A 24,558-nucleotide genomic window follows, 5' to 3' on the forward strand; every position below is an offset into this window, starting at 1 on the left:
TCGACTATCTGCCGGCAAACAGCTTAGGGATCTCACGCAGGCACCAGGACTTCGCTTCGCCCATGCTGTCCCGTCGCCAGGCCATGATAATGTCAATTTCATTGGTATATTCCGGACTGACCACCCGCAAGCGTCCTTCAGCAATATCCTTCTCCACCAGCGGATAGGGCATGGTCGCCACGCCTAATCCGGCCAGCAGCGCCTGACGCTTATCTTCAATGGTGCTCACCGTTAAGCGCGGCTGTTTATCCAGCAGCTGAACGGTGAGAACGGGCCGCTCGCGCGCGGTATCCGCCACCGCGACGCCACGGTATTTCACGCGGGTGACCTCGGAGAGCGGTTCAGGCTCCTGGTGGATCGGGTGGTCCGGCGCCGCGACGTACACGCTGAGCACCGAATAGAGTTTGCGCGAATTAATCTCCGAGGAAGAACGAAAATGCATATCCGGCGCGACAACGATATCCGCCCGCCCCTGCTCCAGCCGCTCCCAAGCGCCGGCCAGCACCTCGGTGATAATCGACAGCTGGGTGTTGGACTTGGTCGCCAGTTTCTCAATCAGCGGAAACAGATCCGGCGTGGGCACCAGCGCTTCGGTGACGATCGTCAGGTGAGTTTCCCAGCCGCGAGACAGGGCTTCGGCATCGGTGGTGAGCTTGTCCGCCGCCTCGAGCAGCACGCGACCGCGCTCCAGCAGCATACGCCCGACGTTGGTGAACTTTGTGCGATGACCCGAGCGGTCAAACAGCACCACGTCCAGCTCTTCCTCCAGTTTTTGCATGGTGTAGCTCAGGGCGGAAGGCACGCGTCCCAGCTCATCAGCCGCGGCAGCGAAGCTCCCGCGACGATCGATCGCATCCATCACGCGTAACGCTTCCAGCGTTAATGCTCTCTCTTTAGCCATCGCTTTCTCATTCAGGAAATTTGAACATACCGGGCAGAATATCTGGCTAACAATACAGCGTCCATACCTTTACCATTGATTTAGTGTAAAGAGAGGTCAAGAACATGATTACTACCCGAACAGCCAAACAATGCGGACAAGCAGACTTCGGCTGGCTGCAGGCCCGCTACACCTTCTCCTTTGGCCACTACTTCGACCCCAAATTACTGGGCTTCGCGTCCTTACGCGTTCTCAATCAGGAAGTGCTGGCCCCCGGGGCCTCGTTCCAGGCCAGAACGTATCCCAAGGTCGATATCCTGAACCTGATTCTGGAAGGCGAAGCGGAGTATCGCGACAGCGACGGCAATCACCTGCAGGCCAGGGCCGGCGACGCGTTGATTATCGCCACTCAGCCTGGCGTGAGCTATAGCGAGCACAATCTGAGCAAAGAGCAGTCGTTAACGCGAATGCAGCTATGGCTCGATGCCTGCCCGCAGCGGGAAAACCCGCTGCAGCAGAAAATCGAGGTCGCCAACGCGCCGCTACAGCTGCTGGCCTCACCGGATGGGGGGAATAATAGCCTCCAGCTTCGCCAGCAGGCCTGGGTCTATCACATCGCGCTGGAAAAAGGTGAGCAGATCAACGTGCAATTGCATGGCCCGCGCGCCTACCTGCAGTCGATCCACGGCACTGTCCATGCCGTCGCGCAGGAACAACCCAAACAGGCTCTCACCTGTGGTGATGGGGCATTTATTCGTGACGAAGCTAACATTACCCTCGTCGCCGATACGCCGCTGCGCGCTTTGCTGATAGATTTACCGGTGTAACAACGGAAGGGATGGAGTCTGTCAGTGAGTAAGAAGAAAAACAGAAAAAAGGCGTCTCCGACGCCGCTAGCCCCGACGCCGCCGGAAACCGTCGGCGTCGTCAGCTTTGGTTATGATGAGATGCTTAGCGAACTGGAGGCCATCGTCGCCGAGGCGGAGATTCGCCTGCGGGATGAAGAAAGTCTCGCCTGAAGCTGCAGCATGGATTATTCGGCTATCGTTGGTGGCCTGCCGCTAATACCGGCCCCGAAAGGGGCTGATGGCATTATTCACTCAGCGCGTCGGCAAGATCTTTTTTCACCTGGGTGCGCTGCTCCGGCGTCAGTACCTGATTCACATCAAAATAGTACTTCACGCGATAATAACGTACCTGTTGATCAATTTTACTGAATGCCGCCAGCTGATCCTTCACCGCTTTCTCATTCCATTTACCGGAATCAATCACGTTAATCAGCGCGCCATCTTTAATGTCTTGCTGTGAAATCTGCTCAACGTTTTTTTCCATTTGCTGATGCAGACTGTTAATTTTGCTCACCTGATCGGAAGTCAGTTTTAAGTGCTGGACGATAGGGTCCTTAGCGGGTGCTGGCGCAGTCTCTTCCGCGGCCTGCGCCGCCAGCGAAAAGCCTGCAACGGCGGCGGTCAATAATATAGCTCGTGATACTTTTGTCATTTTATTATCCTGTATAAGTGCGTCATGATAAGACGCACTATTATTCCCTGAACAATAACGGCGATGTGTAAAAAAGCATGAACATAATTGTAAAAGGGGTTGAATACATTCATAGATCAAATGATCTATAAGCTAAACATCCGCATTGTTTATTTTTTTAGGTCCGATAACGACGAGGAGGTTAAATTAATATCCATCCGTTGCGCGGCGAGGGTGATCTGATGTTCATCGAGCGCTTCTTTAATCGCCTCAAGAAAATCAAAATAAGTCTCCCAATATTCGCTATTTTTCACCCAGACACGAACAGTGAAGTTAAGTGTGCCCGGCATCATTTCAAGCAGACGAACCGTAGTACCACGAGATTGATCGATTCGCTTTTCACTATCAATGATAGCCTGAATGACCTGCTTAACCTGCACAATTTTAGTCTCGCTGGCCACGCCGAGGGTCAGATCGATTCGCCGAAAAGGATGGCAGGAATAATTCACAATACTGTCGGCGATGACTTTACCATTTGGAATAATAACTTCTTTATTATCAACGGTTAGTAGCGTTGTTGAAAAAACATGTACGGACTGCACCATACCAGAAATCGCGCCGACCTGCACAAAATTGCCGGCCCGAAAAGGACGTAAAGTGACCAACAGAACACCAGCGGCAAAGTTAGAAAGCGAGCCTTGCAGCGCCAGACCAATTGCCAGCCCTGCCGCGCCAATAACCGCGATGATGGAAGACGTCTCAATCCCTACCCGACCTAATGCGGCGATTATCGCAAAAGCCATCGTAATATAACGAACGAGCGCAGCAAAGAAATGAACGATTGTCGCATCGACGTTGCGTCGTAAGAGAATTTTCTCGAAGGCTTTAGCGAGGACTTTTGCAAGCATTCGCCCGACAAAAAGAATAATCAGCGCTGCCACGATATTCCAGGCAAACTGCATAATTGTTTCACCATGACCGATAAGCCAGGCTATTGCCGATTTGAGCTGCGGGAATAATACTACATTTTTCACGTCTATCACTCCTGTCTGGATAACCTATAAACCTGCTATCCATTAAGCTGAATGATGACCGCTGCAAATCAGGGAATGGAGACTAACGGATAGACAATAAAACATCGTAGCGTGACAGTATTAACGAATCCGGTGTTTAAAGCAGCCAAAAAACTGTTTAAAAGTGGATATTCTACAAACCTGATTTACAACCGACTGAAATTAAAAATAAACACCTTCGTCGAGAGGTTTTATAGAGATAGTTGAAACTCACCGATAAGCCGCTTTCTTTTGGGTATAGCGTCGTGGACAGTCATTCATCCTGTTGCCGGTATTCAGATAGCAAAAACCCCGCCGGAGCGGGTTTTTGCGTAAAGCGGTGAAGCTGACCGATAAGCCGCTTTCTTTTGGGTATAGCGTCGTGGACAGTCATTCATCCTGTTGCCGGTATTCAGATAGCAAAAACCCCGCCGAAGCAGGTTTTGACATAAAGCGGTGAAGCTGACCGATAAGCCGCTTTCTTTTGAGTATAGCGTCGTGGACAGTCATTCATCCGCGTCACAGATTCAGATAGCAAAACCCCGCCGAAGCGGGGTTTTGACATAAAGCGGTGAAGCTGACCGATAAGCCGCTTTCTTTTGGGTATAGCGTCGTGGACAGTCATTCATCCGCGTCACGGATTCAGATAGCAAAAACCCCGCCGGAGCGGGGTTTTGACATAAAGCGGTGAAACTGACCGATAAGCCGCTGTCTTTTGGGTATAGCGTCGTGGACAGTCATTCATCCGCGTCACAGATTCAGATAGCAAAAACCCCGCCAAAGCGGGGTTTTGACATAAAGCGGTGAAACTGACCGATAAGCCGCTTTCTTTGGGTATAGCGTCGTGGACAGTCATTCATCCGCGTCACGGATTCAGATAGCAAAAACCCCGCCGAAGCGGGGTTTTGACATAAAGAGGTGAAACTGACCGATAAGCCGGGTTCTGTCGTGGACAGTCATTCATCTAGGCCAGCAATCGCTCACTGGCTCAAGCAGCCTACCCGGGTTCAGTACGGGCCGTACCTTATGAACCCCTATTTGGCCTTGCTCCGGGTGGAGTTTACCGTGCCACGGACTGTTACCAGCCGCGCGGTGCGCTCTTACCGCACCCTTTCACCCTTACCTGATCCCGCTTGCGCGGGCCATCGGCGGTTTGCTCTCTGTTGCACTGGTCGTGGGCTGTGACACCCCCCAGGCGTTACCTGGCACCTTGCCCTATGGAGCCCGGACTTTCCTCCCCTCCGCCCGTCTCCCCCCGAAAGAGGACGACGACGAAGCGGCGACTGTCTGGTCAGCTTCGGCGCGCAGTATAGTGGGTTTACCGCCCGTTGTCATCCCTCTGTCGTCATCCCGGCCTGCAGGGCGGCAGCGCTATTGCGCGACGCACGAGAAATATTGTCCAACGCGCGCGAAACGCCGCTTACTGCGTCGCAACCGAGGTAAACACGCGGAAGACGACGCCGATACCGCGTCCAGGCTCGCCCCGCCGTGGCAGTCTGATACTGTTGCGCCAGGCATAACCACCGGGCCGCGCAGAGCTCTTCTTGTTAGCGAGTCACTTCCACTTTCGCCAGCTTTTCGTAGTAACAAGCCAGCGCGCTATGGTCAGCGGTGCCCAGACCGTCCGCACGCAGCGCCTGCATCATCTCCATTACCGCCGCCGTCAGCGGCAGCTGAGCGCCCACGCCGTGGGAGGTATCCAGCGCATTGGCCAGATCTTTAATATGCAGATCGATCCGGAAGCCCGGCTTGAAGTTACGATCCATCACCATCGGCGCTTTGGCATCCAGCACGGTACTCCCCGCCAGACCACCGCGGATCGCCTGATAAACCAGATCCGGATTGACGCCGGCTTTGGTGGCCAGGGTCAGCGCTTCGGACATGGCCGCGATGTTCAGGGCGACAATCACCTGATTGGCCAGTTTGGTCACATTGCCCGCGCCGATGTCGCCGGTATGCACCACGGAGCCAGCCATCGCTTTCATCAGCTCGTAATATTTGTCGAAGATCGCCTTGTCGCCGCCGACCATTACCGACAGGGTGCCGTCGATCGCTTTTGGTTCGCCGCCGCTTACTGGCGCGTCCAGCATATCAATGCCTTTAGCCTTCAGCGCTTCGCTGATTTCCCGGCTGGCCAGCGGCGCAATAGAGCTCATGTCGATCACCACGGTGCCCGGTTTCGCGCCTTCAATAATGCCGTTCTCCCCCAGCGCCACCTCTTTGACATGCGGCGAGTTCGGCAGCATGGTGATGATCACGTCGCACTGCTCGGCAATCGCCTTCGGCGTGGTCGCGGTCTCTGCGCCCGCGGCAATCACGTCGGCAATCGCTTCCGGGTTACGGTCAGACACCACCAGCGAGTAACCCGCCTTCAGCAAATTTTTGCTCATCGGCTTGCCCATAATGCCAAGACCGATAAAACCCACTTTGATTGTCATATTGTTCTCTCTCTTCATCCTGGTGACTATTTTTTAAAGGCATCAGCAAGTTTTTGGGTTGCGGAACGGAAGACGCCCAGATCGCTGCCGACGGCGACAAAAGTGGCGCCCGACTCCAGGTAGCGCCGCGCATCGGCCTCCACCGGCGCCAGAATGCCGCTTGGCTTACCGTGCTTCTTCGCGCTGGCGAAGATATGCTGGATGGCGCGCTGCACCTCAGGATGGGCGGCATTGCCCAGATGACCTAGCGCGGCGGCCAGGTCGCTCGGGCCGACGAACAGGCCGTCGACACCTTCGGTCGCGGCAATCGCCTCGACGTTGTCCACCCCGATCTGGCTCTCAATCTGTACCAGAACGGAAATGTTCTTATTGGACTGGGCGAAGTAGTCCGGCACGGTGCCGAACATATTGCCGCGATGGGAAACGGAAACCCCGCGGATCCCTTCCGGCGGATAGCGGGTAGAAGCCACCGCCTGCGCCGCCTGTTCAGCTGTCTCGACAAACGGCACCAGGAAGTTATAGAAGCCGATATCCAGCATGCGCTTAATAATGATGGGCTCGTTGGTCGGCACGCGAACCACCTGAGCGCTGGAACTGCCTTTCAGCGCCATAAGCTGCGGGATAAGCGTGGTGACGTCGTTCGGCGCGTGTTCCGCGTCCAGTACCAGCCAGTCGAAACCCGCCAGACCCAACACCTCGGTGCTAATCGGATTGGCCAGCGCGCACCAGCAGCCAATCTGCACCTGATGAGCCGCCAGCGCGGCCTTAAATTTATTCGGGAAAATTGCGTTATCCATGATTTTTACCTTGCGTTAACCGTTGCTAACTTCTGCAATTCATTCGTTATATCACCAGCCCGGCGAGAGAGCCCCATTAGGCTGGAAAAGCGTATCGCCTGACCCCAAATATTATCCGCAGAGTAAACCGGCGAATGGGTGTCCTTTTTTATTCCCTGACCTTGAGTCCGGAAAATGTAAGCCCATCGCAAATTAACCATTTTTTATTATTCATTAGGTCACGGCTAAATTATTAACCCGCGATTCAAAGGCCAACCATGCAGATATCGGACGTCACAAAAACACGACTCAGTATAGTCAGCGCCAACTCGCCAGACACTATGCATAAACACAATATAAACACATTTTTTAAAGCTTAAATTGGGCGATAGCCTTAAGCCATGGGCGCTAATCCACACTTCTTACGATTGCCCGCCCACCGCACGCATCCATGGTGACAAGGAGTGATTCAGATCACATCTTCATGCCGACACACCTGACATTCTTTATTTCATTATTCTGCTCTACCGCGCCAGAATGACCATTTAATTATATTTTTAGCACCTGTTTGGAGATAACTGGACAATGGCCGATATTTCAATTCGACAACCATCGCCGACCGCGTTTTATATAAAAGTTGACCCAACAGATAATGTGGCGATTATTGTCAACGATCGGGGATTGACCGCCGGAACGCGTTTCCCGGACGGCCTGACGCTCATCGAGCACATCCCACAGGGGCATAAAGTCGCCCTGGCGGATATCCCTGCCCGCGGTGAAATTATCCGTTACGGAGAAGTGATTGGCTTCGCGGTGCGCGACATCCCCCAGGGAAGCTGGATTGACGAGTCGTTAGTGGAGTTGCCTACCGCCCCGCCGTTGAACACCCTGCCGCTGGCCACCAAAGTGCCCGCCCCGCTACCGCCGCTGGAAGGCTACACCTTCGAAGGCTACCGCAATGCCGACGGCAGCGTGGGCACCAAAAATCTGCTGGGTATCACCACCAGCGTGCACTGCGTTGCGGGCGTGGTCGATTACGTGGTGAAACTCATTGAACGCGACCTGCTGCCGAACTATCCCAACGTCGACGGCGTGGTGGGTCTGAATCACCTCTATGGCTGCGGCGTAGCGATTAATGCGCCAGCGGCGGTGGTGCCGATTCGCACCATCCACAATATCGCCCTTAACCCGAACTTCGGCGGCGAAGTGATGGTCATTGGCCTTGGCTGTGAAAAGCTGCAGCCCGAACGCCTGCTGCAGGGGACCGAAGATGTCAAAAGCATCCCGGTGGACAGCGCCAGCATCGTCAGCCTGCAGGATGAAAAGCACGTGGGCTTTAAATCGATGGTCGATGACATTCTGCAGGTCGCCGAGCGCCATCTGACGAAACTCAACCAGCGTCAGCGGGAAACCTGCCCGGCCTCTGAGCTGGTGGTGGGTATGCAGTGCGGCGGCAGCGACGCTTTCTCCGGCGTGACCGCCAACCCGGCGGTGGGTTACGCCTCCGATCTGCTGGTGCGCTGCGGCGCGACGGTGATGTTCTCAGAGGTGACCGAAGTCCGCGACGCTATCCATCTGCTGACCCCGCGGGCAATCAACGAAGAGGTGGGTCAACGCCTGCTGGAAGAGATGGCCTGGTACGATAACTATCTCGACATGGGCAAAACCGACCGCAGCGCCAACCCCTCCCCCGGCAACAAGAAAGGCGGCCTGGCCAACGTGGTGGAAAAAGCGCTGGGGTCGATTGCCAAATCAGGCAAAAGCGCCATCGTTGAGGTGCTTTCCCCTGGGCAGCGCCCGACCAAACGCGGCCTGATTTACGCTGCCACCCCCGCCAGCGATTTTGTCTGCGGCACCCAGCAGGTGGCCTCTGGCATCACGGTGCAGGTATTCACCACCGGCCGCGGCACGCCTTACGGACTGATGGCGGTACCGGTGATAAAAATGGCGACCCGTACCGAGCTGGCTAACCGCTGGTATGACTTAATGGACATTAACGCCGGCACCATCGCCACCGGCGAAGAGACGATTGAGGATGTGGGGCTGAAGCTGTTCGAATTCATTCTCGACGTCGCCAGCGGACGCAAGAAAACCTTCTCCGATCAATGGGGTCTGCATAACCAGCTGGCGGTGTTTAACCCGGCGCCGGTGACCTGATCGAGAGCGTAAGGGTTTAACCACGTTAAGCCCGGATTTATCCGGGCTGGTTGGTTAGGGGTGCTGTGCGGCAAGGAAGGCGGGCTGCACTTTTCTTCCGACATTTCTTCCGACATTTCTTCCGACATGTCGGATGACGCTCAAGCCGCCCTTCACAATCTCAAGGGCGGCTTGCCAGGCTTTCACTGGTTTTACAGGATCACTCCCCCTGCTGCTCCAGGGCATACTTATACAGCGCATTCTTCTTCACACCGTGGATCTCCGCGGCCAGCGCAGCGGCTTTCTTCAGCGGCAACTCCGCCTGCAGCAGCGCCAGGGTACGCAGCGCCGCCGCCGGCAGCGCCTCTTCCTGCGCCTTAAAGCCTTCGACGATCAGCACCATCTCGCCTTTGCGCCGGTTTTCGTCTTCCCTGACCCACGCCACCAGCTCGCCAATCGGCGCCCCGTGGATCGATTCCCAGGTTTTGGTTAGCTCGCGGGCCAGCACCACGTAGCGGGATTCTCCCAGTACCGCGCAGATATCTTCCAGACTCTCCACCAGCCGGTGGGTCGACTCGTAGAAGATGAGGGTACGCGGCTCTTCTTCCAGCGCTTTCAGGGTATCGCGACGGCCTTTCGATTTCGCCGGCAGGAAGCCTTCATAGCAGAAACGATCGGAGGGCAAACCGGCGGCGCTGAGGGCGGCGATGGCCGCGCAGGGTCCCGGCAGCGGTACGACGCGAATATTCGCTTCACGACAGGTGCGCACCAGATGGTAGCCTGGGTCGTTAATCAGCGGCGTGCCGGCATCGGAGACCAGCGCGATGTTTTGCCCTTCTTTCAGTTTAGCGAGAAGTGTTTCCGCCTTTTGCTGCTCGTTATGGTCATGAAGCGCAAACAAGCGGGCGTTAATCGCAAAATGCTGCAGCAGCAAACCGGTGTGGCGGGTATCCTCCGCAGCAATTAAATCAACGGCTTGCAACACTTCCAGTGCGCGCTGCGTGATATCAGACAGATTTCCTATCGGAGTGGGCACAATATAGAGCTGCCCCTGAGAATTATCCGCTGATTCGTGTTGTTTCATTGTCTCGTCCGTATTGCCGATTTAATATTGAGCATTGAGCCAAAAAAATATCACTGGACACTTATGGTACCGTCAACATTTCTTCGTTCTAAGCCCGCGCGCTGTCTGCCCGTATTGCTGGCTACTCTTCTTTTTGCTGGCTGCGGCACCCACACGCAGGATCAAAGTACGGCGTTTATGCAGGGTACGTCGCAGGCCAACTCCAGTTTCTACTTGCAGCAGATGCAGCAAAGCACGAATGATAGCAAGACCAACTGGCAATTACTCGCCATTCGTGCACTGCTGCAGGAAGGAAAGAAGCAGCAGGCCATCGACCTGTTTAACCAGCTGCCGTCGAACCTGGACAGCACCCAGGCCCGTGAACAGTCACTGCTGGCGATAGAAGTGAAGCTGGCGCAGAACGACTATCAGGGGGCCCGTACGCTGTTGGCTAAGCTTGACCCGGCAAGCCTGGAGCAGCCTCAGCAGGCGCGCTACTGGCAGGCGCAAATCGATGCCAGCCAGGGTAAACCATCGGTTACGCTGCTGCGCGCCTTAATCGCCCAGCAGCCGCTGCTGAGCGATGCCAAACAGCGCCAGCAAAATATTGACGCGACCTGGCAAGCGCTGACCGCGATGACCCAGGATCAGGCCAATGCGCTGGTGATCAATGCCGATGAAAATACCCTCCAGGGCTGGCTGGATCTGCAGCGGATGTGGTTTGACAACCGCAACGATCCCACGCTGCTGAAAGCCGGCGTCAAAGACTGGCAGACGCGCTACCCGCAAAACCCGGGCGCCAAAATGCTGCCGACGGCGCTGGTGAACATGCAAAACTATAAGCCCGCCTCCATCAACAAGATTGCGCTTTTCCTGCCGCTGAACGGCCAGGCGTCGATCTTCGGCCGTACCATCCAGCAGGGCTTCGAAGCCGCCAAAAACGGCGCGCCGTCGGTGACGGGCAGCGCGGTTCCCGCTCAGGTCGCCCAGGCGGCGAACGCGTCCGGTAATGATGACGTGGTAAGCCCGTCGCAGGCGGAAATTAGCGATCTTACGGCTACCGGAAGTCGCGCTGAACCGGTGCAGGCCCCGGCGCAAACCCAGGCAACGCCAGCCGCGGAGCCGGCCGCTCAGGCCCCGGCAGCGGTCGCCGCGCCGCAGACCACCGCCTCTCCGGCCACCCAGCCGGTCACTGCCCCGGCCGCACAGCCGCAGCCAGTGGTCGCCACCGCCGCCAACCCCTCTGCAGAACTGAAAATTTACGATACCACCAGCCAGCCGATCGGCCAGCTGCTTGCTCAGGCTCAGCAGGACGGCGCCACCCTCGTCGTCGGACCGCTGCTGAAAGAGAACGTCGAAGATGTTATCAAGAGCAATACGCCGCTCAACGTGCTGGCGCTCAACCAGCCGGAGAAGGTCGAAGGCCGCGCTAATATCTGCTATTTCGCGCTGTCGCCGGAAGACGAAGCGCGTGACGCCGCCCGACATATCCATCAACAGGGCAAACAGACGCCGTTGCTGCTGGTTCCGCGCGGCGCGCTGGGCGATCGTGTGGTCAGCGCGTTTGCCGACGAGTGGCTGAAACTGGGCGGCGCCAGCGTCCTGCAGCAGCGTTTTGGCTCCACGGCGGAGCTGCGCGCCGGCGTTAACGGCGGAGGGGGCATTGCGCTGAGCGGCACCCCGGTCTCCACCCTGCCATCAGCGCAGAACAGCGTCCTCGGCAGTGCGGATGAGATGCCGGTTAGCAGCGGCGGCAGCGTCGACGCGGCCTACATCCTCGCCACCCCGGAACAGATTGGCTATATCAAACCCATGATCGCGATGCGCAACGGCAGCCAGAGCAATGTCACCCTGTACGCCAGCTCGCGCAGCGCGCAGGGCACCGCAGGTCCGGATTTCCGTCTGGAGATGGAAGGCCTGCAGTATAGCGAAATCCCGATGCTGGCTGGCAGCAACCCGGCGCTGTTGCAGCAGGCGCTGTCTGCGGTGCGCAATGACTACTCGCTGGCGCGTCTTTATGCGATGGGCGCTGACGCCTGGTCGCTGGCAAACCACTTCACGCAAATGCGCCAGACGCCGGGCTTCGAACTGAACGGGAATACCGGCGATCTGACGGCGACTCAGGACTGCGTGATTAACAGGAAACTGTCATGGCTCAAGTACCAGCAGGGACAAATCGTCCCGGCCAGCTAAGCAAACAGACCGGCGATGCATGGGAAAACCGTGCTCGCCGCTGGCTGGAAGGCCAGGGCCTGCGTTTTATCGCCGCCAACGCCCGCGAGCGTGGCGGCGAAATTGACCTCATCATGCGCGACGGCGCCGTCACCGTCTTTGTCGAGGTGCGCTACCGCCGCAGCGCCCTGTACGGTGACGCGGCGGCCAGCGTCACCCCGCAAAAACAGCAACGCCTCCTTAAAGCCGCCCGTTTGTGGCTCTGCCGACAGAATGGGAGCTTTGAGACTGTGGATTGCCGTTTCGATGTGGTAGCCTTCACCGGAAACGACATCCAATGGCTAAAAAACGCCTTTGGCGAATAGCGTAATACCAGAAGTAAGGGATCCCGTGCTCGACAGAATCAAAGCCTGCTTTACCGAAAGCATTCAAACCCAAATTGCCGCAGCAGAAGCACTCCCGGACGCCATCTCCCGGGCGGCGATGACGCTCGTGCAGTCCCTGCTCAACGGCAACAAAATCCTCTGTTGTGGTAATGGCACTTCCGCCGCCAACGCACAGCATTTTGCTGCCAGCATGATTAATCGTTTTGAAACGGAACGCCCTGGTTTACCCGCCATTGCACTAAACACCGATAATGTGGTCTTAACTGCCATCGCTAACGATCGCCTGCATGATGAGATTTACGCCAAGCAGGTGCGCGCCCTGGGACATGCCGGCGATGTGCTGCTGGCAATCTCCACGCGCGGTAACAGCCGGGACATCGTCAAGGCAGTGGAAGCCGCCGTGACCCGCGACATGACCATCGTCGCGTTGACCGGCTATGACGGCGGTGAGCTGGCGGGCCTGTTAGGTCAGCAGGATGTCGAAATTCGCATCCCCTCACACCGCAGCGCGCGTATCCAGGAGATGCATATGCTGACCGTCAACTGTCTGTGCGATTTGATAGATAACACTCTTTTTCCACACCAGGACGATTAAGGAGAACACATGAAGGCTCTCTCGCCCCTCGCCATCCTGCTTTCTGCACTACTGCTGCAGGGCTGCGTTGCCGCCGCGGTAGTCGGAACGGCAGCAGTCGGCACTAAAGCCGCAACGGACCCGCGTACGGTGGGAACCCAGGTCGATGACAGCACCCTGGAACTGCGCGTCAATAGCGCCTTGTCGAAAGATGAACAGATTAAGAAACAGGCCCGCATCAACGTTACCGCTTATCAGGGCAAAGTCCTGCTGACCGGTCAGTCGCCGACGCCGGACCTCTCAGCCCGCGCCAAGCAAATCGCCATGGGCGTGGAAGGAACCACGGAAGTGTTTAACGAAGTGCGCCAGGGCCAGCCGATTGGTTTAGGCACCGCCTCTTCTGATACCTGGATTACAACCAAGGTGCGTTCGCAGCTGCTGGGCACCGATCAGGTCAAATCCTCGAACGTGAAGGTGACCACGGAAAACAGCGAAGTCTTCCTGATGGGGCTGGTGACCGACCGAGAAGGCCGCGCGGCGGCGGATATCGCCAGCCGGGTGAGCGGCGTGTCCCGGGTGACCACCGCCTTTACCTACATCAAATAAAGCTGCAGTTTCCCGGCTGGCGCTACGCTTAGCCGGGCTGCAGTCCCCTTTTCGTTATGTGCCGAGTTAGGCGTAGCGCCGCCCGGCACACCATCCGGCTATCCGTACGTTTACAGCACACTACACCAGCGCCAGCGCACCGACAATCGCGCCGCACAGCGCCACCAGCCCGCCGGTCAGCCACAGCGCTTTGGCCGGGAAGGCTTTGCGCAGCATAATCAACGACGGCACGCTCACCGCCGGCAACGTAATCAGCAGCGCCAGCGCCGGCGCGACGCCCATCCCTGCCAGCATCATCGTCTGGACAATCGGAATTTCCGCCGCGGTAGGGATCACAAACAGGCAGCCGGCGATCGCCATCGCGATGACCCAGAACAAGGTATTATCCACCACGCCATCGGCGTGCGGGAACAGCCAGACACGCGCCGCCCCCAGCACCAGTACCGCGAGGATATAAACCGGGATGGTGTTCCAGAACAACGTCCACAGCGCCCGTAGCCAGCGGCTAAAGAAACCGCCCTGGGCCGCTTCCGGTTGCGCTTCAGGCACCACGGCAGGCTGCGTCGCCGCCTCTTTTACCCATTTCTGCACCAGCGTTGCGACAATCAGCACCGTCGCCAGGCCCGCCACCAGGCGAACCAGCGCAAACTGCCAGCCCAGAACAAAGCCCATAAACACCAATGTCGCCGGGTTGAGCAGCGGATTGCCCATCCAGAACGCCAGCGCCCCGCCCATCGACACCTGCTGTTTGCGCATCCCGGCCGCGACCGGCGCGGCGCAGCAGGTGCACATCATGCCTGGCAGCGAGAAAATCGCCCCCAGCAGCGTCCCCTGAAAACGCGATTGCCCCAGGGTGCGCAGCAGCCAGTCGCGCGGGATCAGCACCTGAATCAGCGACCCGAGCAGCACGCCGAGCACCGCCGCTTTCCAGACGGCAAGGAAGTAAACCATCGCGTAGTCCCACGCCGCCTTTAACGGATTAGCGTCGGCCTGGGCGAGAATGGATTTACCGATACTGTGGGTTTCCGCCGCGGTGAAGGCTTTCCCGTAGTACGGCTGCCATTTGACGAACCACAGGCCGACAATCACGACGAGAAAGAAAAGCGCGGGTTTCCACCATTGAAATGGTGACGCCGCCTGAGATGAAGACTGACCAGCCATAGCATTCCCCAGCAAGAAATGTGGATATGAATTGAAGCCGTGAATACTACGCCGGAAGCCTGCGTTTGCAAACCGCTATTCCGCCTGCCGCGCGGCGCGCTCCCGCAGCTCGGACGATGAAAGAATTTGCACCCCTTCGTGAGTGGGCGACAGCGCCTCCTCCAGCAGGGCAATCGCCACGTCGCGGGCCGCAATGGATTTCCAGTTCCCCGGTAAGAGTCGGAACAGCGGTTCGAGGAAGGTCTCATTGGCCCGTTTTTTTTCCCGCTCGCCTGACAGCATCGACGGCCGGGCAATAGTCAGCCGCGGCCATCCCTGCTCGATCAGCGCCGCCTCCATTTCCCCCTTCACCCGATTGTAGAAAAATGGCGAGTGGGCGTTAGCGCCCATCGCGCTGACCACCAGCATATGCTGAGCGCCTAGCCGTTTGCCGGTCAGCGCCGTATCAACAACCAGCGTAAAGTCGGCATGGACAAAGGCCTCTTTACTTCCCGCTTCCCGGCGCGTCGTTCCCAGACAGCAGAAGACAATGTCGACCGGGTCGACCACCTGCGCCAGGGCATCGGTCAGCTGCGGATCGTACGGATTAAACACGCCTTCCGCCGGCGCCAGTGGGCGACGCGTCGGGGCGGCGATGGTGCTGATGCGGGGCTCATTTTGCAGCAGCCGGAGTAAGTGACCGCCAACTAACCCGGTCGCGCCGGTCAATAATACCTGACTCATTGATTCTCCTTTACGGAATTCTCTGCCTTGCACTTTCGCGCTCATGTTCCAGGCTTAATACCTTACAAGGTAAGTATCCACCATCATCATGGAATTACCTCATTGACCATCCAGACAGCGGAGGAAGCATGAGTAAAAAGATAGCCGTGCTCATTACCGACGACTTTGAAGATTCTGAATTTACCTCTCCCGCCGAGGCGTTTAAGCTCGCCGGGCATCAGGTCGTGACGATCGAAAAGCAGGCTGGCAAGACGGTGAAGGGTAAACAGGGAGAAGCAGAGGTCGCCATCGATCGGGCCATTGATGACGTCACACCGGGTGAATTTGATGCCTTGTTGCTGCCAGGGGGCTATTCCCCGGACCAGCTGCGCGGGGATGAACGCTTTGTCACCTTTACGCGCGATTTTGTCAACGGCGGGAAGCCGGTCTTCGCCATCTGCCACGGCCCGCAGCTGCTGATCAGCGCCGATGTGATCCGCGGGCGCAAGCTCACGGCGGTAAAACCGATCGTGGTGGATGTGAAAAACGCCGGGGGCGAGTTTTACGACCAGGAGGTGGTGGTCGATAACGAACAGCTGGTGACCAGCAGAACGCCGGACGATCTGCCGGCCTTCAATCGCGAAGCGCTACGCCTGCTCGGCGCCGGCATCGCGCCGCCAGTGTAGCTTTTTCCCGAACCCCAGCGTGTTGTCGGTAAACTTGATTTCGTCCGGACGAATCTCCCAGACCGGCGCCGACAGCATGCGGGCCACCGGGAAGCGCTTGACGTAGCGCTGGCGCATTCGCGCCTCTTCGTCGCCGCGCAGACGACGGATCTCGCCCTGAAACTGCACGCCGCGGATCAGGGCCACGGTCTTGGGCTGACCGTTGACCGTCCCGGCCACCTTCGCCCGCTCGCCGGTCATCTGGCCGTGGCGGGTGTGCTCCTCGCTGAGCAGATAAAAGGCCACGGTATCCGGGTCATAGACGTAAAATGCATTCGCACACCACAGCTCGTCGTCACGGGAGACGCACCAGGTGACGACGTGCTGTTTACTCAGCCAGCGGCCAATGGCGGCAAGCGTATCCATCTTTCTTCTCCGTTATGCTATGGTGCATAAACCTTACCATAGTGACTTTGTGACCGTGTGCTGGTTTCTGTATCTCATTCGAACCGCGGATAATCGCCTCTATACCGGCATCACCACCGATGTGCCGCGCCGCTTTCGCCAGCATCAGGCAGGGAAAGGCGCGAAGGCGTTGCGCGGCAAAGGCGACCTGCGACTGGCCTTTAGTCATGAAGTTGGTGAACACTCACTTGCTTTGCGGCTGGAATACCGCATTAAGCAGCTAACGAAGCGCGAAAAAGAGCGCCTCGTTGCCGGAGAGGATACCGTTGAAACCCTGCTGGCAAGGCTCAAAAACGATTAAAGTGGTCGCTGTATTCGACCTGGCCGTGGACACCTTCGAGGGCGTCATCCGCCAGGCGATGCACCTGGAACGCCTCCGCGCTGTCCGGCCAGCGGCAGCGGAGATCGAAGCGCGCGGCCGGTTCAAAACCAAAGCGACGGTATAACTCCGGGTCGCCCAGCGTCACCACCGCGGCATAGCCAAACTCATTCAGCGAATCCAGCCCTTCATAGACCAGCTGCCGGCCAATGCCCTGTCCACGGTAGCGTTCATCCACCGCCAGCGGCGCCAGGCCGACCCATTGTAGCTCTTCACCTTCCACCGCAACCGGGCTGAAGGCAACGTAGCCGATCACCTGGCCTTCATCATCCGTCGCCACTACCCCCAGCGTGATCAGTCCATCTTCACGCAGATCGTGCACCAGCTGCGCTTCGGCATCGCGGCCGAAGGCACGACGCAGCAGCGCGTCGATTCCCGGTGCATCAATCCCAATTTCCACTCGAATCAGCATGCCTCACCTACCGATGTCTGTTCAGGTTTCTGCGGGCTCTTCAGTCCAGCTTCGACAAAATCCGCCAGTTGCAGCAACATCACGCGCAGCGCTTTGGGCATCTGCTCGAGCTCAATGGCGTCCATCAAATTTTTTACATACAGCCCCAGCTCCGTATCGCCTTCAATAACCAGACGACGCTGGAAGAATAGCGTATCCGGATCCTGCTTGCGCGCGGCGATCATTAACAGATCGCTGGCGTCGGCGCTGAAGCTGACGTCGGCGTCCGCCTGCTGGCTGACCACCAGGCGACCATCGACTACCGAGGTATACCACAGCAGACCGATGTCACGCACATGAATACTTAACCAGCGCCCCTCGAGAAACTCCAGCTCACCCTCCGCCAGCGCCTGGCGAAACTGCCAGCTAAGCACCTGCTCCAGCACCTGGCGCTTGAGGGCAAAAGGCGCCAGCTTAACCGGCACGCTCATTAAAGACGGGCCAAAGTGGACCAGCCGGGAACGCAGTTTATCCAACACAAGCTTTACTCCATGAATGCAATTGTGCCGCTATTGTGCCATATCACATAAACAACATAGCGGCGTAAATCAACAAAAACGCGATGACGGCAGCCAGTTATTGGCGCCGCCAATACACTTTTAACTGCCTCAAATCAAAAATTGTCACCAGAAGGTTAACTAAAATCCCTGCTCGTTAACCATTCAGCGTCCCTGACGGGCCGCATTTTTCAGGAAAAATTATGGAGCTGCTCTGCCCAGCCGGTAACCTTCCGGCGCTTAAGGCGGCCATCGAAAACGGCGCCGATGCCGTCTATATCGGGCTGAAAGATGACACCAACGCCCGCCACTTTGCCGGCCTTAATTTCACCGAAAAGAAACTGCAGGAAGCCGTCAGCTTTGTGCATCAGCACCGTCGTAAGCTGCATATCGCCATCAACACCTTCGCCCACCCCGACGGCTACGCCCGCTGGCAGCGCGCGGTGGATATGGCGGCTCAGCTGGGCGCCGATGCGCTCATTCTGGCCGATATCGCCATGCTGGAGTACGCCGCGGAGCGCTATCCGCATATAGAACGCCATGTGTCGGTACAGGCTTCCGCCACCAATGAAGAGGCCATTCGCTTCTATCATCGCAACTTCGACGTGGCGCGCGTCGTACTGCCGCGGGTGTTATCTATTCACCAGGTGAAACAGCTGGCCCGCGCCACGCCGGTGCCGCTGGAAGTCTTTGCCTTCGGCAGCCTGTGCATCATGGCGGAAGGCCGCTGCTATCTCTCTTCCTACCTGACCGGCGAATCGCCCAACACCGTCGGCGCCTGTTCGCCTGCGCGCTTCGTTCGCTGGCAGCAAACCCCGCAGGGGCTGGAATCGCGTCTCAATGAGGTGCTGATTGACCGCTATCAGGATGGGGAAAACGCGGGCTACCCAACGTTGTGTAAAGGCCGCTACCTGGTCGATGGCGAGCGCTATCACGCGCTGGAGGAGCCCACCAGCCTCAACACTCTGGAACTGTTGCCGGAGCTGATGGCCGCCAATATCGCCTCAGTGAAAATCGAAGGCCGTCAGCGCAGCCCAGCCTACGTCACCCAGGTGGCGAAAGTCTGGCGCCAGGCGATCGATCGCTGCAAAGCCGATCCGCAGAATTTCGTGCCGCAATCCGCATGGATGGAAACCCTTGGCTCCATGTCCGAAGGGACACAAACCACCCTTGGCGCCTATCACCGTAAATGGCAGTGAGAAACATGAAATATTCATTAGGGCCGGTGCTTTACTACTGGCCAAAAGAGACGCTGGAAGATTTTTACCAGCAGGCGGCAAACTGCAGCGCCGACACCATTTATCTCGGCGAAGCGGTGTGCAGCAAACGCCGCGCCACCAAAGTCGGCGACTGGATCGAGATGGCGAAAGCGCTGGCCGGCAGCGGCAAGCAGGTGGTGCTGTCTACCCTCGCGCTGGTGCAGGCCTCCTCTGAACTGGGCGAGCTGAAGCGCTATGTCGATAACGGTGAGTTCCTGATTGAGGCCAGCGATTTGGGCGTGGTGAACCTCTGCGCCGAACGCAAGCTGCCGTTCGTCGCCGGGCATGCGCTGAACTGCTACAACGCCGTCACTCTGCGTCTGCTGCTTAAGCAAGGTATGGTGCGCTGGTGCATGCCGGTGGAGCTTTCCCGCGACTGGCTGGCTAATTTACTGACCCAGTGCGAAGAGCTGGGTATTCGCAATCAGTTTGAAGTCGAAGTGCTGAGCTACGGCCATCTGCCGCTGGCTTATTCCGCCCGCTGCTTTACCGCCCGCTCGGAAGATCGGCCAAAGGATGAGTGCGAGACCTGCTGCATCAAGTACCCAACCGGGCGCAGCATGCTGTCCCAGGAGAACCAGCAGGTGTTCGTGCTCAACGGTATCCAGACCATGAGCGGCTATGTCTACAACCTGGGCAATGAGCTGACGTCCATGCACGGCCTGGTGGATATGGTGCGCCTGTCGCCGATGGGCAGCGAGACCTTCGCCATGCTCGACGCCTTCCGCGCCAATGAAAACGGCGCTGCGCCGCTGGCGCTCACCGGCAACAGCGATTGCAACGGCTACTGGAAACGGCTGCCTGGGCTGGCGCTGCAGGCCTGATAAACCGCTCACTTTGTTAACAGCAGTGCTCAGATTTTAATGCATTATTAAAGATGCAGCTTTTCTGGCTGGCGCGTCCTGGATGCGCCAGGCTGGAAGAAGACCTTCAATCTGATGACGATGCTGTAGCAAAGTGAGCCTTTATGACTGACAAATCTGTTCCGTTCTCGGTGCTCGATCTGGCGCCGATCCCGCAAGGATCTTCTGCTAAAGAAGCCTTTACCCACTCTCTGGATCTCGCCCGGCTGGCCGAATCGCGCGGCTATTACCGCTACTGGCTGGCGGAGCACCACAATATGGTCGGCATTGCCAGCGCAGCGACCTCGGTACTAATTGGCTATCTCGCGGCCAATACCACCACCCTGCATTTGGGTTCCGGTGGCGTGATGCTGCCCAACCACTCTCCGCTGGTGATCGCTGAGCAGTTCGGCACCCTGAATACCCTCTATCCCGGGCGTATCGATCTCGGCCTTGGCCGCGCGCCGGGCAGCGATCAGCCCACCATGCGCGCCCTGCGTCGCCATATGAGCGGCGACGTCGATAACTTCCCGCGCGATGTGGCGGAACTGGTGGACTGGTTTGACGCCCGCGATCCGAACCCGCACGTGCGCCCGGTTCCCGGCTATGGCGAACGAATTCCGGTGTGGCTGCTGGGCTCAAGCCTCTACAGCGCCCAGCTGGCGGCGCAGCTCGGCCTGCCGTTCGCGTTCGCTTCGCACTTCGCGCCGGATATGCTGTTCCAGGCCCTGCACCTGTATCGCAGCAACTTTACGCCCTCAGCGCGGCTGGAAAAACCGTATGCCATGGTGTGCATCAATATCATCGCCGCCGACAGCAACCGCGATGCGGAGTTTCTCTTCACTTCCATGCAGCAGGCGTTTGTGAAGCTACGTCGCGGCGAAACCGGACAGCTACCGCCGCCGGTGGAAAATATGCATCAGCTGTGGTCAGCGTCCGAGCAGTATGGCGTGCAGCAGGCGCTGCGCATGTCGCTGGTGGGTGATAAAACCAAAGTCCGCCACGGCCTGGAGTCGATTTTGCGGGAAACCGAGGCGGACGAAATCATGGTCAATGGCCAGATCTTCGACCACCAGGCGCGCCTGCATTCTTTCGATTTAGCGATGCAGGTGAAAGAGGAATTGTTGGGTTAATCAAAATCCAGGCCCGGTGGACGTCGCGCCACCGGGTAAGCCTCTTACTGGTAAACCGGCAGCAGATTAACGCTCGACAGAATGTGCACGACCGCATTGCCCAGGCCAAAAAGCAGGATCAGCACAATCATCGGTGTTCCGCCCCATACGCGGAACTGTGGGCTGCCGAAGCGTTTACGCGAGGCGCGAGCCAGCAGCGCCGGTACAATCGCCGCCCAGATCGTCGCCGCCAGGCCGGCATAGCCGATGGCGTAGAGGAAGCCATCGGGTTTCACCAACCCGCCAATCATCGGCGGAATAAAGGTCAGCAGCGCAGTTTTAAAGCGCCCCAGTGCGCTGTCGTCAAAGCCAAACAGATCCGCCAGGTAGTCGAACAGCCCCAGCGTGACGCCAAGGAACGAGCTGGCGACGGCAAAGTTAGAGAACACCACCAGCAGCAGATCCAGGCTCCGGCTGTTCAGCACCCCGCTCAGGGCCTGCACCAGCACATCAATGTTGCCGCCCTTCTGCGCGATGTCGATAAACTGCGGGCGCGGGATATTGCCCATCGTCACCAGCAACCAGACCACGTACAGACCCAGCGCCAGCAACGTACCGTAGGTTAAGCAGCGGATGATGGTACGTGGATCTTTTCCGTAGTATTTCATCAGGCTCGGCACGTTGCCGTGGTAGCCAAACGAGGCCAGGCAGAACGGCAGCGTCATCAGCAAGTATGGCGCATAGGAGGCGTTCTTTTCCGCGACGTTAAACAGCGTCGCCGGCTCGACGTGCCCCAGCAGACTGCCGAAGGTCAGAAAGAAAGTGATCACCTTGGCGCCAAGCACGATAGCCGTCATGCGGCTCACCGCTTTGGTGCTCATCCAGACGATAAATGCCACCAGCAGCGCAAAGCCAAAACCCGCCGCCCGCGCCGGTACGTTCAGCGACATCTCGCTAAACGTATGATGCAGTATCGAGCCGCTGGCTGAAATATAGGCGTAGGTCAGAATATACAGCACAAAGGCGATCGACACGCCGTTGACCAGGTTCCAGCCCTTGCCGAGCAGATCTTTGGTAATGGTGTCGAAGCTGGAGCCGATCCGGTAGTTAAGGTTGGCCTCGAGGATCATCAGACCGGAGTGCAACATGCAGAACCAGGTAAAGACCAGCGCCGCCAGCGACCAGAAAAACCACGCGCCGGACATCACCACCGGCAGCGAGAACATGCCCGCGCCGATAATCGTGCCGCCGATGATCACCACGCCGCCAAACAGGGACGGACGGGTTGCCGTAGTGGTTAGTGTCGCCATTTACCGAAATCTCCAGTCAAAAATACTTTCCCACGATGGGTGTGACGCACTGTACCAGTACACGAGTACAAAAGAAATAAAAAAAGCCCCAATCATAACGATCGGGGCTGTATTATTTAGTTTACGCTAGCGGGCTGCGTTAATTACGCATCGCCACCGAAGCGACGGCGACCGGCAGAGTCATCGCGGCGCGGCGCGGATGCATCGTCACGACGCGGCGCACGGCCTTCACGACGTTCGCCGCTGAAACGACGACCATCACCACGACCACCTTCACGACGCTCGCCACCGAAGCCACGACCGCCTTCACGACGCTCACCGCCGAAGCTACGACCGCCTTCACGACGTTCACCGCCGCCACGACGTTCGGTGCGCGGCTGCGCATCGCCCAGCAGCTGCATGTTCATCGGCTTGTTCAGGATGCGGGTACGAGTAAAGTGCTGCAGCACTTCGCCCGGCATCCCTTTCGGCAGTTCGATGGTGGAGTGAGAAGCGAACAGCTTGATGTTACCGATGTAACGGCTGCTGATATCGCCTTCGTTAGCGATCGCGCCAACGATATGACGTACTTCAACACCGTCATCGCGACCCACTTCAATGCGATACAGTTCCATATCGCCTACGTCACGACGCTCACGCTTCGGACGATCTTCGCGATCGCCACGCGGAGCGCGGTCGTTGCGGTCGCCACGACGCTCGAAGCGATCGTCACGGTCACGGAACTCACGACGCGGACGCATCGGCGCATCCGGCGGCACGATCAGCGAGCGTTCGCCCTGGGCCATTTTCAGCAGCGCAGCAGCCAGCGTTTCCACGTCCAGCTCTTCGCCTTCCGCCGTCGGCTGGATTTTCGCCAGCAGCGCACGGTACTGGTCCAGATCGCTGCTTTCCAGCTGCTGCTGAACTTTCGCGGCGAATTTTTCCAGACGACGTTTGCTCAGCAGCTCTGCGTTCGGCAGTTCAACTTCCGGAATGGTCAGCTTCATCGTACGTTCGATGTTGCGCAGCAGACGACGCTCGCGGTTCTCAACGAACAGCAGCGCGCGGCCGGCGCGGCCCGCACGACCGGTACGGCCGATACGGTGAACGTAAGACTCGGAATCCATCGGGATGTCGTAGTTCACCACCAGGCTGATACGCTCAACGTCCAGACCACGGGCTGCAACGTCAGTCGCAATCAGGATATCCAGACGACCGTCTTTCAGACGCTCCAGGGTCTGCTCACGCAGCGCCTGGTTCATGTCGCCGTTCAGCGCCGCGCTGTTGTAGCCGTTACGCTCCAGCGCTTCAGCCACTTCCAGGGTCGCGTTTTTGGTACGCACGAAGATAATCGCCGCATCAAAATCTTCCGCTTCCAGGAAACGCACCAGCGCTTCGTTTTTACGCATGCCGTAGGCAGTCCAGTAGCTCTGGCTGATGTCCGGACGAGTCGTCACGCTGGACTGAATACGCACTTCCTGCGGCTCTTTCATAAAGCGGCGGGTAATGCGACGGATCGCTTCCGGCATGGTGGCGGAGAACAGCGCGGTCTGATGCCCTTCCGGGATCTGCGCCATAATGGTTTCTACGTCTTCGATAAAGCCCATGCGCAGCATTTCATCTGCTTCATCCAGTACCAGGCCGCTCAGTTTAGAGAGGTCCAGGGTGCCGCGCTTCAGGTGGTCCAGCAGACGACCCGGGGTACCGACAACGATCTGCGGACCCTGACGCAGGGCGCGCAGCTGCACGTCATAACGCTGGCCGCCGTACAGGGCAACCACGTTTACGCCGCGCATATGTTTAGAGAATTCCGTCATTGCTTCAGCAACCTGTACCGCCAGCTCGCGGGTCGGCGCCAGCACCAGGATCTGTGGTGCTCTCAGCTCAGGATCGATGTTGTTCAGCAGCGGTAAAGAGAACGCTGCGGTTTTACCGCTACCGGTCTGGGCCATACCCAGAACGTCGCGGCCGTCCAGCAGATGCGGAATGCACTCAGCCTGGATCGGAGATGGTTTTTCGTAACCCAGATCGGTAAGCGCTTCAAGGATAGGAGCCTTCAGGCCCAGATCTGCAAAAGTGGTTTCGAATTCAGCCATGTAGTACGTGTGCCTCAAAATTAATGGCGGCCAGTCTACATAACTCATCGTGAAAATTTACGGTAATTTTCATTGAAA

General features: G+C 57.9%; 26 protein-coding genes and 1 other RNA gene. 12 read left to right on the plus strand and 15 right to left on the minus strand.

All coding sequences use genetic code 11. The features are described from left to right. Positions 1 to 4: 4 nt before the first annotated feature. Positions 5 to 901 carry a LysR family transcriptional regulator gene (locus ACOI7Z_RS17405; RefSeq protein WP_004144865.1) on the minus strand — a complete coding sequence of 299 codons (897 nt, stop codon included), beginning with the start codon at positions 899 to 901 and terminating at the stop codon, positions 5 to 7. Positions 902 to 1,005: 104 nt separating this feature from the next. Here ACOI7Z_RS17405 and ACOI7Z_RS17410 point away from each other — a divergent pair, with 104 nt between their 5' ends. Continuing rightward, the gene (locus tag ACOI7Z_RS17410; protein ID WP_023291096.1) at positions 1,006 to 1,707 is read left to right on the plus strand and encodes a pirin family protein; all 702 of its coding nucleotides are present in this window, start codon (positions 1,006 to 1,008) and stop codon (positions 1,705 to 1,707) included. Between the two features lie 24 nt (positions 1,708 to 1,731). Continuing rightward, positions 1,732 to 1,899, plus strand: coding sequence for a hypothetical protein (locus tag ACOI7Z_RS17415; RefSeq protein WP_004206134.1), 168 nt, complete (start codon positions 1,732 to 1,734; stop codon positions 1,897 to 1,899). A 73-nt stretch (positions 1,900 to 1,972) separates the two neighbouring features. Here ACOI7Z_RS17415 and ACOI7Z_RS17420 read toward each other — a convergent pair whose 3' ends face one another. From ACOI7Z_RS17420 to garL, 5 genes are all read right to left on the minus strand, one after another. Then, positions 1,973 to 2,380: a Spy/CpxP family protein refolding chaperone gene (locus ACOI7Z_RS17420; protein ID WP_048298394.1), complete on the minus strand. Its 408-nt coding sequence runs from the start codon at positions 2,378 to 2,380 to the stop codon at positions 1,973 to 1,975. A gap of 149 nt (positions 2,381 to 2,529) precedes the next feature. Beyond that, a complete protein-coding gene (locus ACOI7Z_RS17425; protein ID WP_023291098.1) occupies positions 2,530 to 3,393 on the minus strand; it encodes a mechanosensitive ion channel domain-containing protein in 864 nt (287 codons plus the stop codon). Between the two features lie 934 nt (positions 3,394 to 4,327). Continuing rightward, positions 4,328 to 4,710: RNase P RNA component class A (gene rnpB / locus ACOI7Z_RS17430), an RNA gene on the minus strand. Positions 4,711 to 4,958: 248 nt separating this feature from the next. Next, on the minus strand, positions 4,959 to 5,849 hold the full coding sequence (gene garR, locus ACOI7Z_RS17435; protein ID WP_032454164.1) for a 2-hydroxy-3-oxopropionate reductase: 891 nt from the start codon (positions 5,847 to 5,849) through the stop codon (positions 4,959 to 4,961). A gap of 26 nt (positions 5,850 to 5,875) precedes the next feature. Then, positions 5,876 to 6,646: a 2-dehydro-3-deoxyglucarate aldolase gene (gene garL, locus ACOI7Z_RS17440; protein ID WP_087848560.1), complete on the minus strand. Its 771-nt coding sequence runs from the start codon at positions 6,644 to 6,646 to the stop codon at positions 5,876 to 5,878. Positions 6,647 to 7,210: 564 nt separating this feature from the next. Between garL and garD the strand changes: the two genes are divergently transcribed. Continuing rightward, entirely contained in the window at positions 7,211 to 8,782 is a 1,572-nt protein-coding gene (gene garD / locus ACOI7Z_RS17445) for a galactarate dehydratase (protein WP_048298401.1), read from the plus strand. Between the two features lie 199 nt (positions 8,783 to 8,981). On the opposite strand, the gene rsmI is transcribed toward garD, so the two are convergent. Further along, a complete protein-coding gene (rsmI, locus tag ACOI7Z_RS17450; RefSeq protein WP_023291102.1) occupies positions 8,982 to 9,845 on the minus strand; it encodes a 16S rRNA (cytidine(1402)-2'-O)-methyltransferase in 864 nt (287 codons plus the stop codon). A 63-nt stretch (positions 9,846 to 9,908) separates the two neighbouring features. Between rsmI and ACOI7Z_RS17455 the strand changes: the two genes are divergently transcribed. From ACOI7Z_RS17455 to dolP, 4 genes are read left to right on the plus strand one after another with little or no spacing between them, the layout of a single operon-like run. Beyond that, on the plus strand, positions 9,909 to 12,017 hold the full coding sequence (locus ACOI7Z_RS17455; RefSeq protein WP_087848559.1) for a penicillin-binding protein activator: 2,109 nt from the start codon (positions 9,909 to 9,911) through the stop codon (positions 12,015 to 12,017). After that, positions 11,975 to 12,361, plus strand: coding sequence for a YraN family protein (locus tag ACOI7Z_RS17460; protein WP_044524830.1), 387 nt, complete (start codon positions 11,975 to 11,977; stop codon positions 12,359 to 12,361). Before ACOI7Z_RS17455 ends, ACOI7Z_RS17460 begins: the two co-directional genes overlap by 43 nt. Before the next feature lie 25 nt (positions 12,362 to 12,386). Then, positions 12,387 to 12,977 (plus strand): DnaA initiator-associating protein DiaA, encoded by a 591-nt coding sequence (gene diaA, locus ACOI7Z_RS17465; protein WP_002918211.1) that lies wholly within the window; start codon positions 12,387 to 12,389, stop codon positions 12,975 to 12,977. A gap of 9 nt (positions 12,978 to 12,986) precedes the next feature. Next, the gene (dolP, locus tag ACOI7Z_RS17470; protein ID WP_023291105.1) at positions 12,987 to 13,562 is read left to right on the plus strand and encodes a division/outer membrane stress-associated lipid-binding lipoprotein; all 576 of its coding nucleotides are present in this window, start codon (positions 12,987 to 12,989) and stop codon (positions 13,560 to 13,562) included. Between the two features lie 120 nt (positions 13,563 to 13,682). Here dolP and ACOI7Z_RS17475 read toward each other — a convergent pair whose 3' ends face one another. Both ACOI7Z_RS17475 and ACOI7Z_RS17480 read right to left on the minus strand, forming a co-directional pair. Then, entirely contained in the window at positions 13,683 to 14,723 is a 1,041-nt protein-coding gene (locus ACOI7Z_RS17475) for a permease (protein ID WP_023291106.1), read from the minus strand. Positions 14,724 to 14,798: 75 nt separating this feature from the next. Then, positions 14,799 to 15,446, minus strand: a complete 648-nt coding sequence (locus ACOI7Z_RS17480) for an NAD(P)H-binding protein (protein WP_023291107.1) — start codon at positions 15,444 to 15,446, stop codon at positions 14,799 to 14,801. 128 nt (positions 15,447 to 15,574) lie between these two features. On the opposite strand from ACOI7Z_RS17480, the gene ACOI7Z_RS17485 reads away from it, so the two are divergent. Then, entirely contained in the window at positions 15,575 to 16,111 is a 537-nt protein-coding gene (locus ACOI7Z_RS17485) for a type 1 glutamine amidotransferase domain-containing protein (RefSeq protein ID WP_004206160.1), read from the plus strand. On the opposite strand, the gene ACOI7Z_RS17490 is transcribed toward ACOI7Z_RS17485, so the two are convergent. Beyond that, entirely contained in the window at positions 16,073 to 16,516 is a 444-nt protein-coding gene (locus ACOI7Z_RS17490; protein ID WP_023291108.1) for a YhbP family protein, read from the minus strand. The two genes, ACOI7Z_RS17485 and ACOI7Z_RS17490, sit on opposite strands and share 39 nt — an antisense overlap. A gap of 49 nt (positions 16,517 to 16,565) precedes the next feature. On the opposite strand from ACOI7Z_RS17490, the gene ACOI7Z_RS17495 reads away from it, so the two are divergent. After that, on the plus strand, positions 16,566 to 16,856 hold the full coding sequence (locus ACOI7Z_RS17495; RefSeq protein WP_032429219.1) for a GIY-YIG nuclease family protein: 291 nt from the start codon (positions 16,566 to 16,568) through the stop codon (positions 16,854 to 16,856). On the opposite strand, the gene ACOI7Z_RS17500 is transcribed toward ACOI7Z_RS17495, so the two are convergent. Next, positions 16,843 to 17,346 (minus strand): GNAT family N-acetyltransferase, encoded by a 504-nt coding sequence (locus ACOI7Z_RS17500; protein WP_087848558.1) that lies wholly within the window; start codon positions 17,344 to 17,346, stop codon positions 16,843 to 16,845. The genes ACOI7Z_RS17495 and ACOI7Z_RS17500 overlap by 14 nt on opposite strands. After that, positions 17,340 to 17,864, minus strand: a complete 525-nt coding sequence (gene ubiT, locus ACOI7Z_RS17505) for a ubiquinone anaerobic biosynthesis accessory factor UbiT (RefSeq protein WP_002918231.1) — start codon at positions 17,862 to 17,864, stop codon at positions 17,340 to 17,342. The genes ACOI7Z_RS17500 and ubiT overlap by 7 nt, the downstream gene beginning before the upstream one ends. A gap of 221 nt (positions 17,865 to 18,085) precedes the next feature. On the opposite strand from ubiT, the gene ubiU reads away from it, so the two are divergent. The 3 genes from ubiU (at position 18,086) to ACOI7Z_RS17520 (ending at position 21,116) form a co-directional block, all read left to right on the plus strand. Further along, entirely contained in the window at positions 18,086 to 19,081 is a 996-nt protein-coding gene (gene ubiU, locus ACOI7Z_RS17510) for a ubiquinone anaerobic biosynthesis protein UbiU (protein WP_004206164.1), read from the plus strand. A gap of 5 nt (positions 19,082 to 19,086) precedes the next feature. Further along, entirely contained in the window at positions 19,087 to 19,965 is an 879-nt protein-coding gene (locus ACOI7Z_RS17515) for a U32 family peptidase (RefSeq protein ID WP_087848557.1), read from the plus strand. Positions 19,966 to 20,108: 143 nt separating this feature from the next. After that, complete coding sequence (locus tag ACOI7Z_RS17520) at positions 20,109 to 21,116, plus strand: luciferase-like monooxygenase (protein ID WP_087848556.1); 1,008 nt, start codon at positions 20,109 to 20,111, stop codon at positions 21,114 to 21,116. Between the two features lie 44 nt (positions 21,117 to 21,160). Here ACOI7Z_RS17520 and mtr read toward each other — a convergent pair whose 3' ends face one another. The 3 genes from mtr to yrbN form a co-directional block, all read right to left on the minus strand. Next, positions 21,161 to 22,405, minus strand: a complete 1,245-nt coding sequence (gene mtr, locus ACOI7Z_RS17525; RefSeq protein ID WP_023291113.1) for a tryptophan permease — start codon at positions 22,403 to 22,405, stop codon at positions 21,161 to 21,163. Positions 22,406 to 22,548: 143 nt separating this feature from the next. Beyond that, a complete protein-coding gene (gene deaD, locus ACOI7Z_RS17530; RefSeq protein WP_023291114.1) occupies positions 22,549 to 24,480 on the minus strand; it encodes an ATP-dependent RNA helicase DeaD in 1,932 nt (643 codons plus the stop codon). Then, a complete protein-coding gene (gene yrbN, locus ACOI7Z_RS17535; RefSeq protein ID WP_085903200.1) occupies positions 24,473 to 24,553 on the minus strand; it encodes a protein YrbN in 81 nt (26 codons plus the stop codon). The genes deaD and yrbN overlap by 8 nt, the downstream gene beginning before the upstream one ends. Positions 24,554 to 24,558 lie beyond the last annotated feature (5 nt).

It is taken from the genome of Klebsiella sp. C283, from assembly GCF_048822555.1.
GTDB classification, from domain to species: Bacteria; Pseudomonadota; Gammaproteobacteria; order Enterobacterales; family Enterobacteriaceae; genus Klebsiella; species Klebsiella quasipneumoniae.

What these genes read in the sequence shown, in the direction of transcription:
- ACOI7Z_RS17520 (WP_087848556.1), top strand. Translation starts at nt 20,109, where the DNA reads ATGACTGACAAATCTGTTCCGTTCTCGGTGCTCGATCTGGCGCCGATC.
- ACOI7Z_RS17515 (WP_087848557.1), top strand. Translation starts at nt 19,087, where the DNA reads ATGAAATATTCATTAGGGCCGGTGCTTTACTACTGGCCAAAAGAGACG.
- ACOI7Z_RS17410 (WP_023291096.1), top strand. Translation starts at nt 1,006, where the DNA reads ATGATTACTACCCGAACAGCCAAACAATGCGGACAAGCAGACTTCGGC.
- ACOI7Z_RS17490 (WP_023291108.1), bottom strand. Translation starts at nt 16,516, where the DNA reads ATGGATACGCTTGCCGCCATTGGCCGCTGGCTGAGTAAACAGCACGTC.
- rsmI (WP_023291102.1), bottom strand. Translation starts at nt 9,845, where the DNA reads ATGAAACAACACGAATCAGCGGATAATTCTCAGGGGCAGCTCTATATT.
- dolP (WP_023291105.1), top strand. Translation starts at nt 12,987, where the DNA reads ATGAAGGCTCTCTCGCCCCTCGCCATCCTGCTTTCTGCACTACTGCTG.
- garD (WP_048298401.1), top strand. Translation starts at nt 7,211, where the DNA reads ATGGCCGATATTTCAATTCGACAACCATCGCCGACCGCGTTTTATATA.
- ACOI7Z_RS17455 (WP_087848559.1), top strand. Translation starts at nt 9,909, where the DNA reads ATGGTACCGTCAACATTTCTTCGTTCTAAGCCCGCGCGCTGTCTGCCC.
- garR (WP_032454164.1), bottom strand. Translation starts at nt 5,849, where the DNA reads ATGACAATCAAAGTGGGTTTTATCGGTCTTGGCATTATGGGCAAGCCG.
- ubiU (WP_004206164.1), top strand. Translation starts at nt 18,086, where the DNA reads ATGGAGCTGCTCTGCCCAGCCGGTAACCTTCCGGCGCTTAAGGCGGCC.
- yrbN (WP_085903200.1), bottom strand. Translation starts at nt 24,553, where the DNA reads ATGAAAATTACCGTAAATTTTCACGATGAGTTATGTAGACTGGCCGCC.
- garL (WP_087848560.1), bottom strand. Translation starts at nt 6,646, where the DNA reads ATGGATAACGCAATTTTCCCGAATAAATTTAAGGCCGCGCTGGCGGCT.
- mtr (WP_023291113.1), bottom strand. Translation starts at nt 22,405, where the DNA reads ATGGCGACACTAACCACTACGGCAACCCGTCCGTCCCTGTTTGGCGGC.
- ACOI7Z_RS17475 (WP_023291106.1), bottom strand. Translation starts at nt 14,723, where the DNA reads ATGGCTGGTCAGTCTTCATCTCAGGCGGCGTCACCATTTCAATGGTGG.
- deaD (WP_023291114.1), bottom strand. Translation starts at nt 24,480, where the DNA reads ATGGCTGAATTCGAAACCACTTTTGCAGATCTGGGCCTGAAGGCTCCT.
- ACOI7Z_RS17480 (WP_023291107.1), bottom strand. Translation starts at nt 15,446, where the DNA reads ATGAGTCAGGTATTATTGACCGGCGCGACCGGGTTAGTTGGCGGTCAC.
- ACOI7Z_RS17460 (WP_044524830.1), top strand. Translation starts at nt 11,975, where the DNA reads ATGGCTCAAGTACCAGCAGGGACAAATCGTCCCGGCCAGCTAAGCAAA.
- ACOI7Z_RS17420 (WP_048298394.1), bottom strand. Translation starts at nt 2,380, where the DNA reads ATGACAAAAGTATCACGAGCTATATTATTGACCGCCGCCGTTGCAGGC.
- ACOI7Z_RS17405 (WP_004144865.1), bottom strand. Translation starts at nt 901, where the DNA reads ATGGCTAAAGAGAGAGCATTAACGCTGGAAGCGTTACGCGTGATGGAT.
- ACOI7Z_RS17485 (WP_004206160.1), top strand. Translation starts at nt 15,575, where the DNA reads ATGAGTAAAAAGATAGCCGTGCTCATTACCGACGACTTTGAAGATTCT.
- ACOI7Z_RS17500 (WP_087848558.1), bottom strand. Translation starts at nt 17,346, where the DNA reads ATGCTGATTCGAGTGGAAATTGGGATTGATGCACCGGGAATCGACGCG.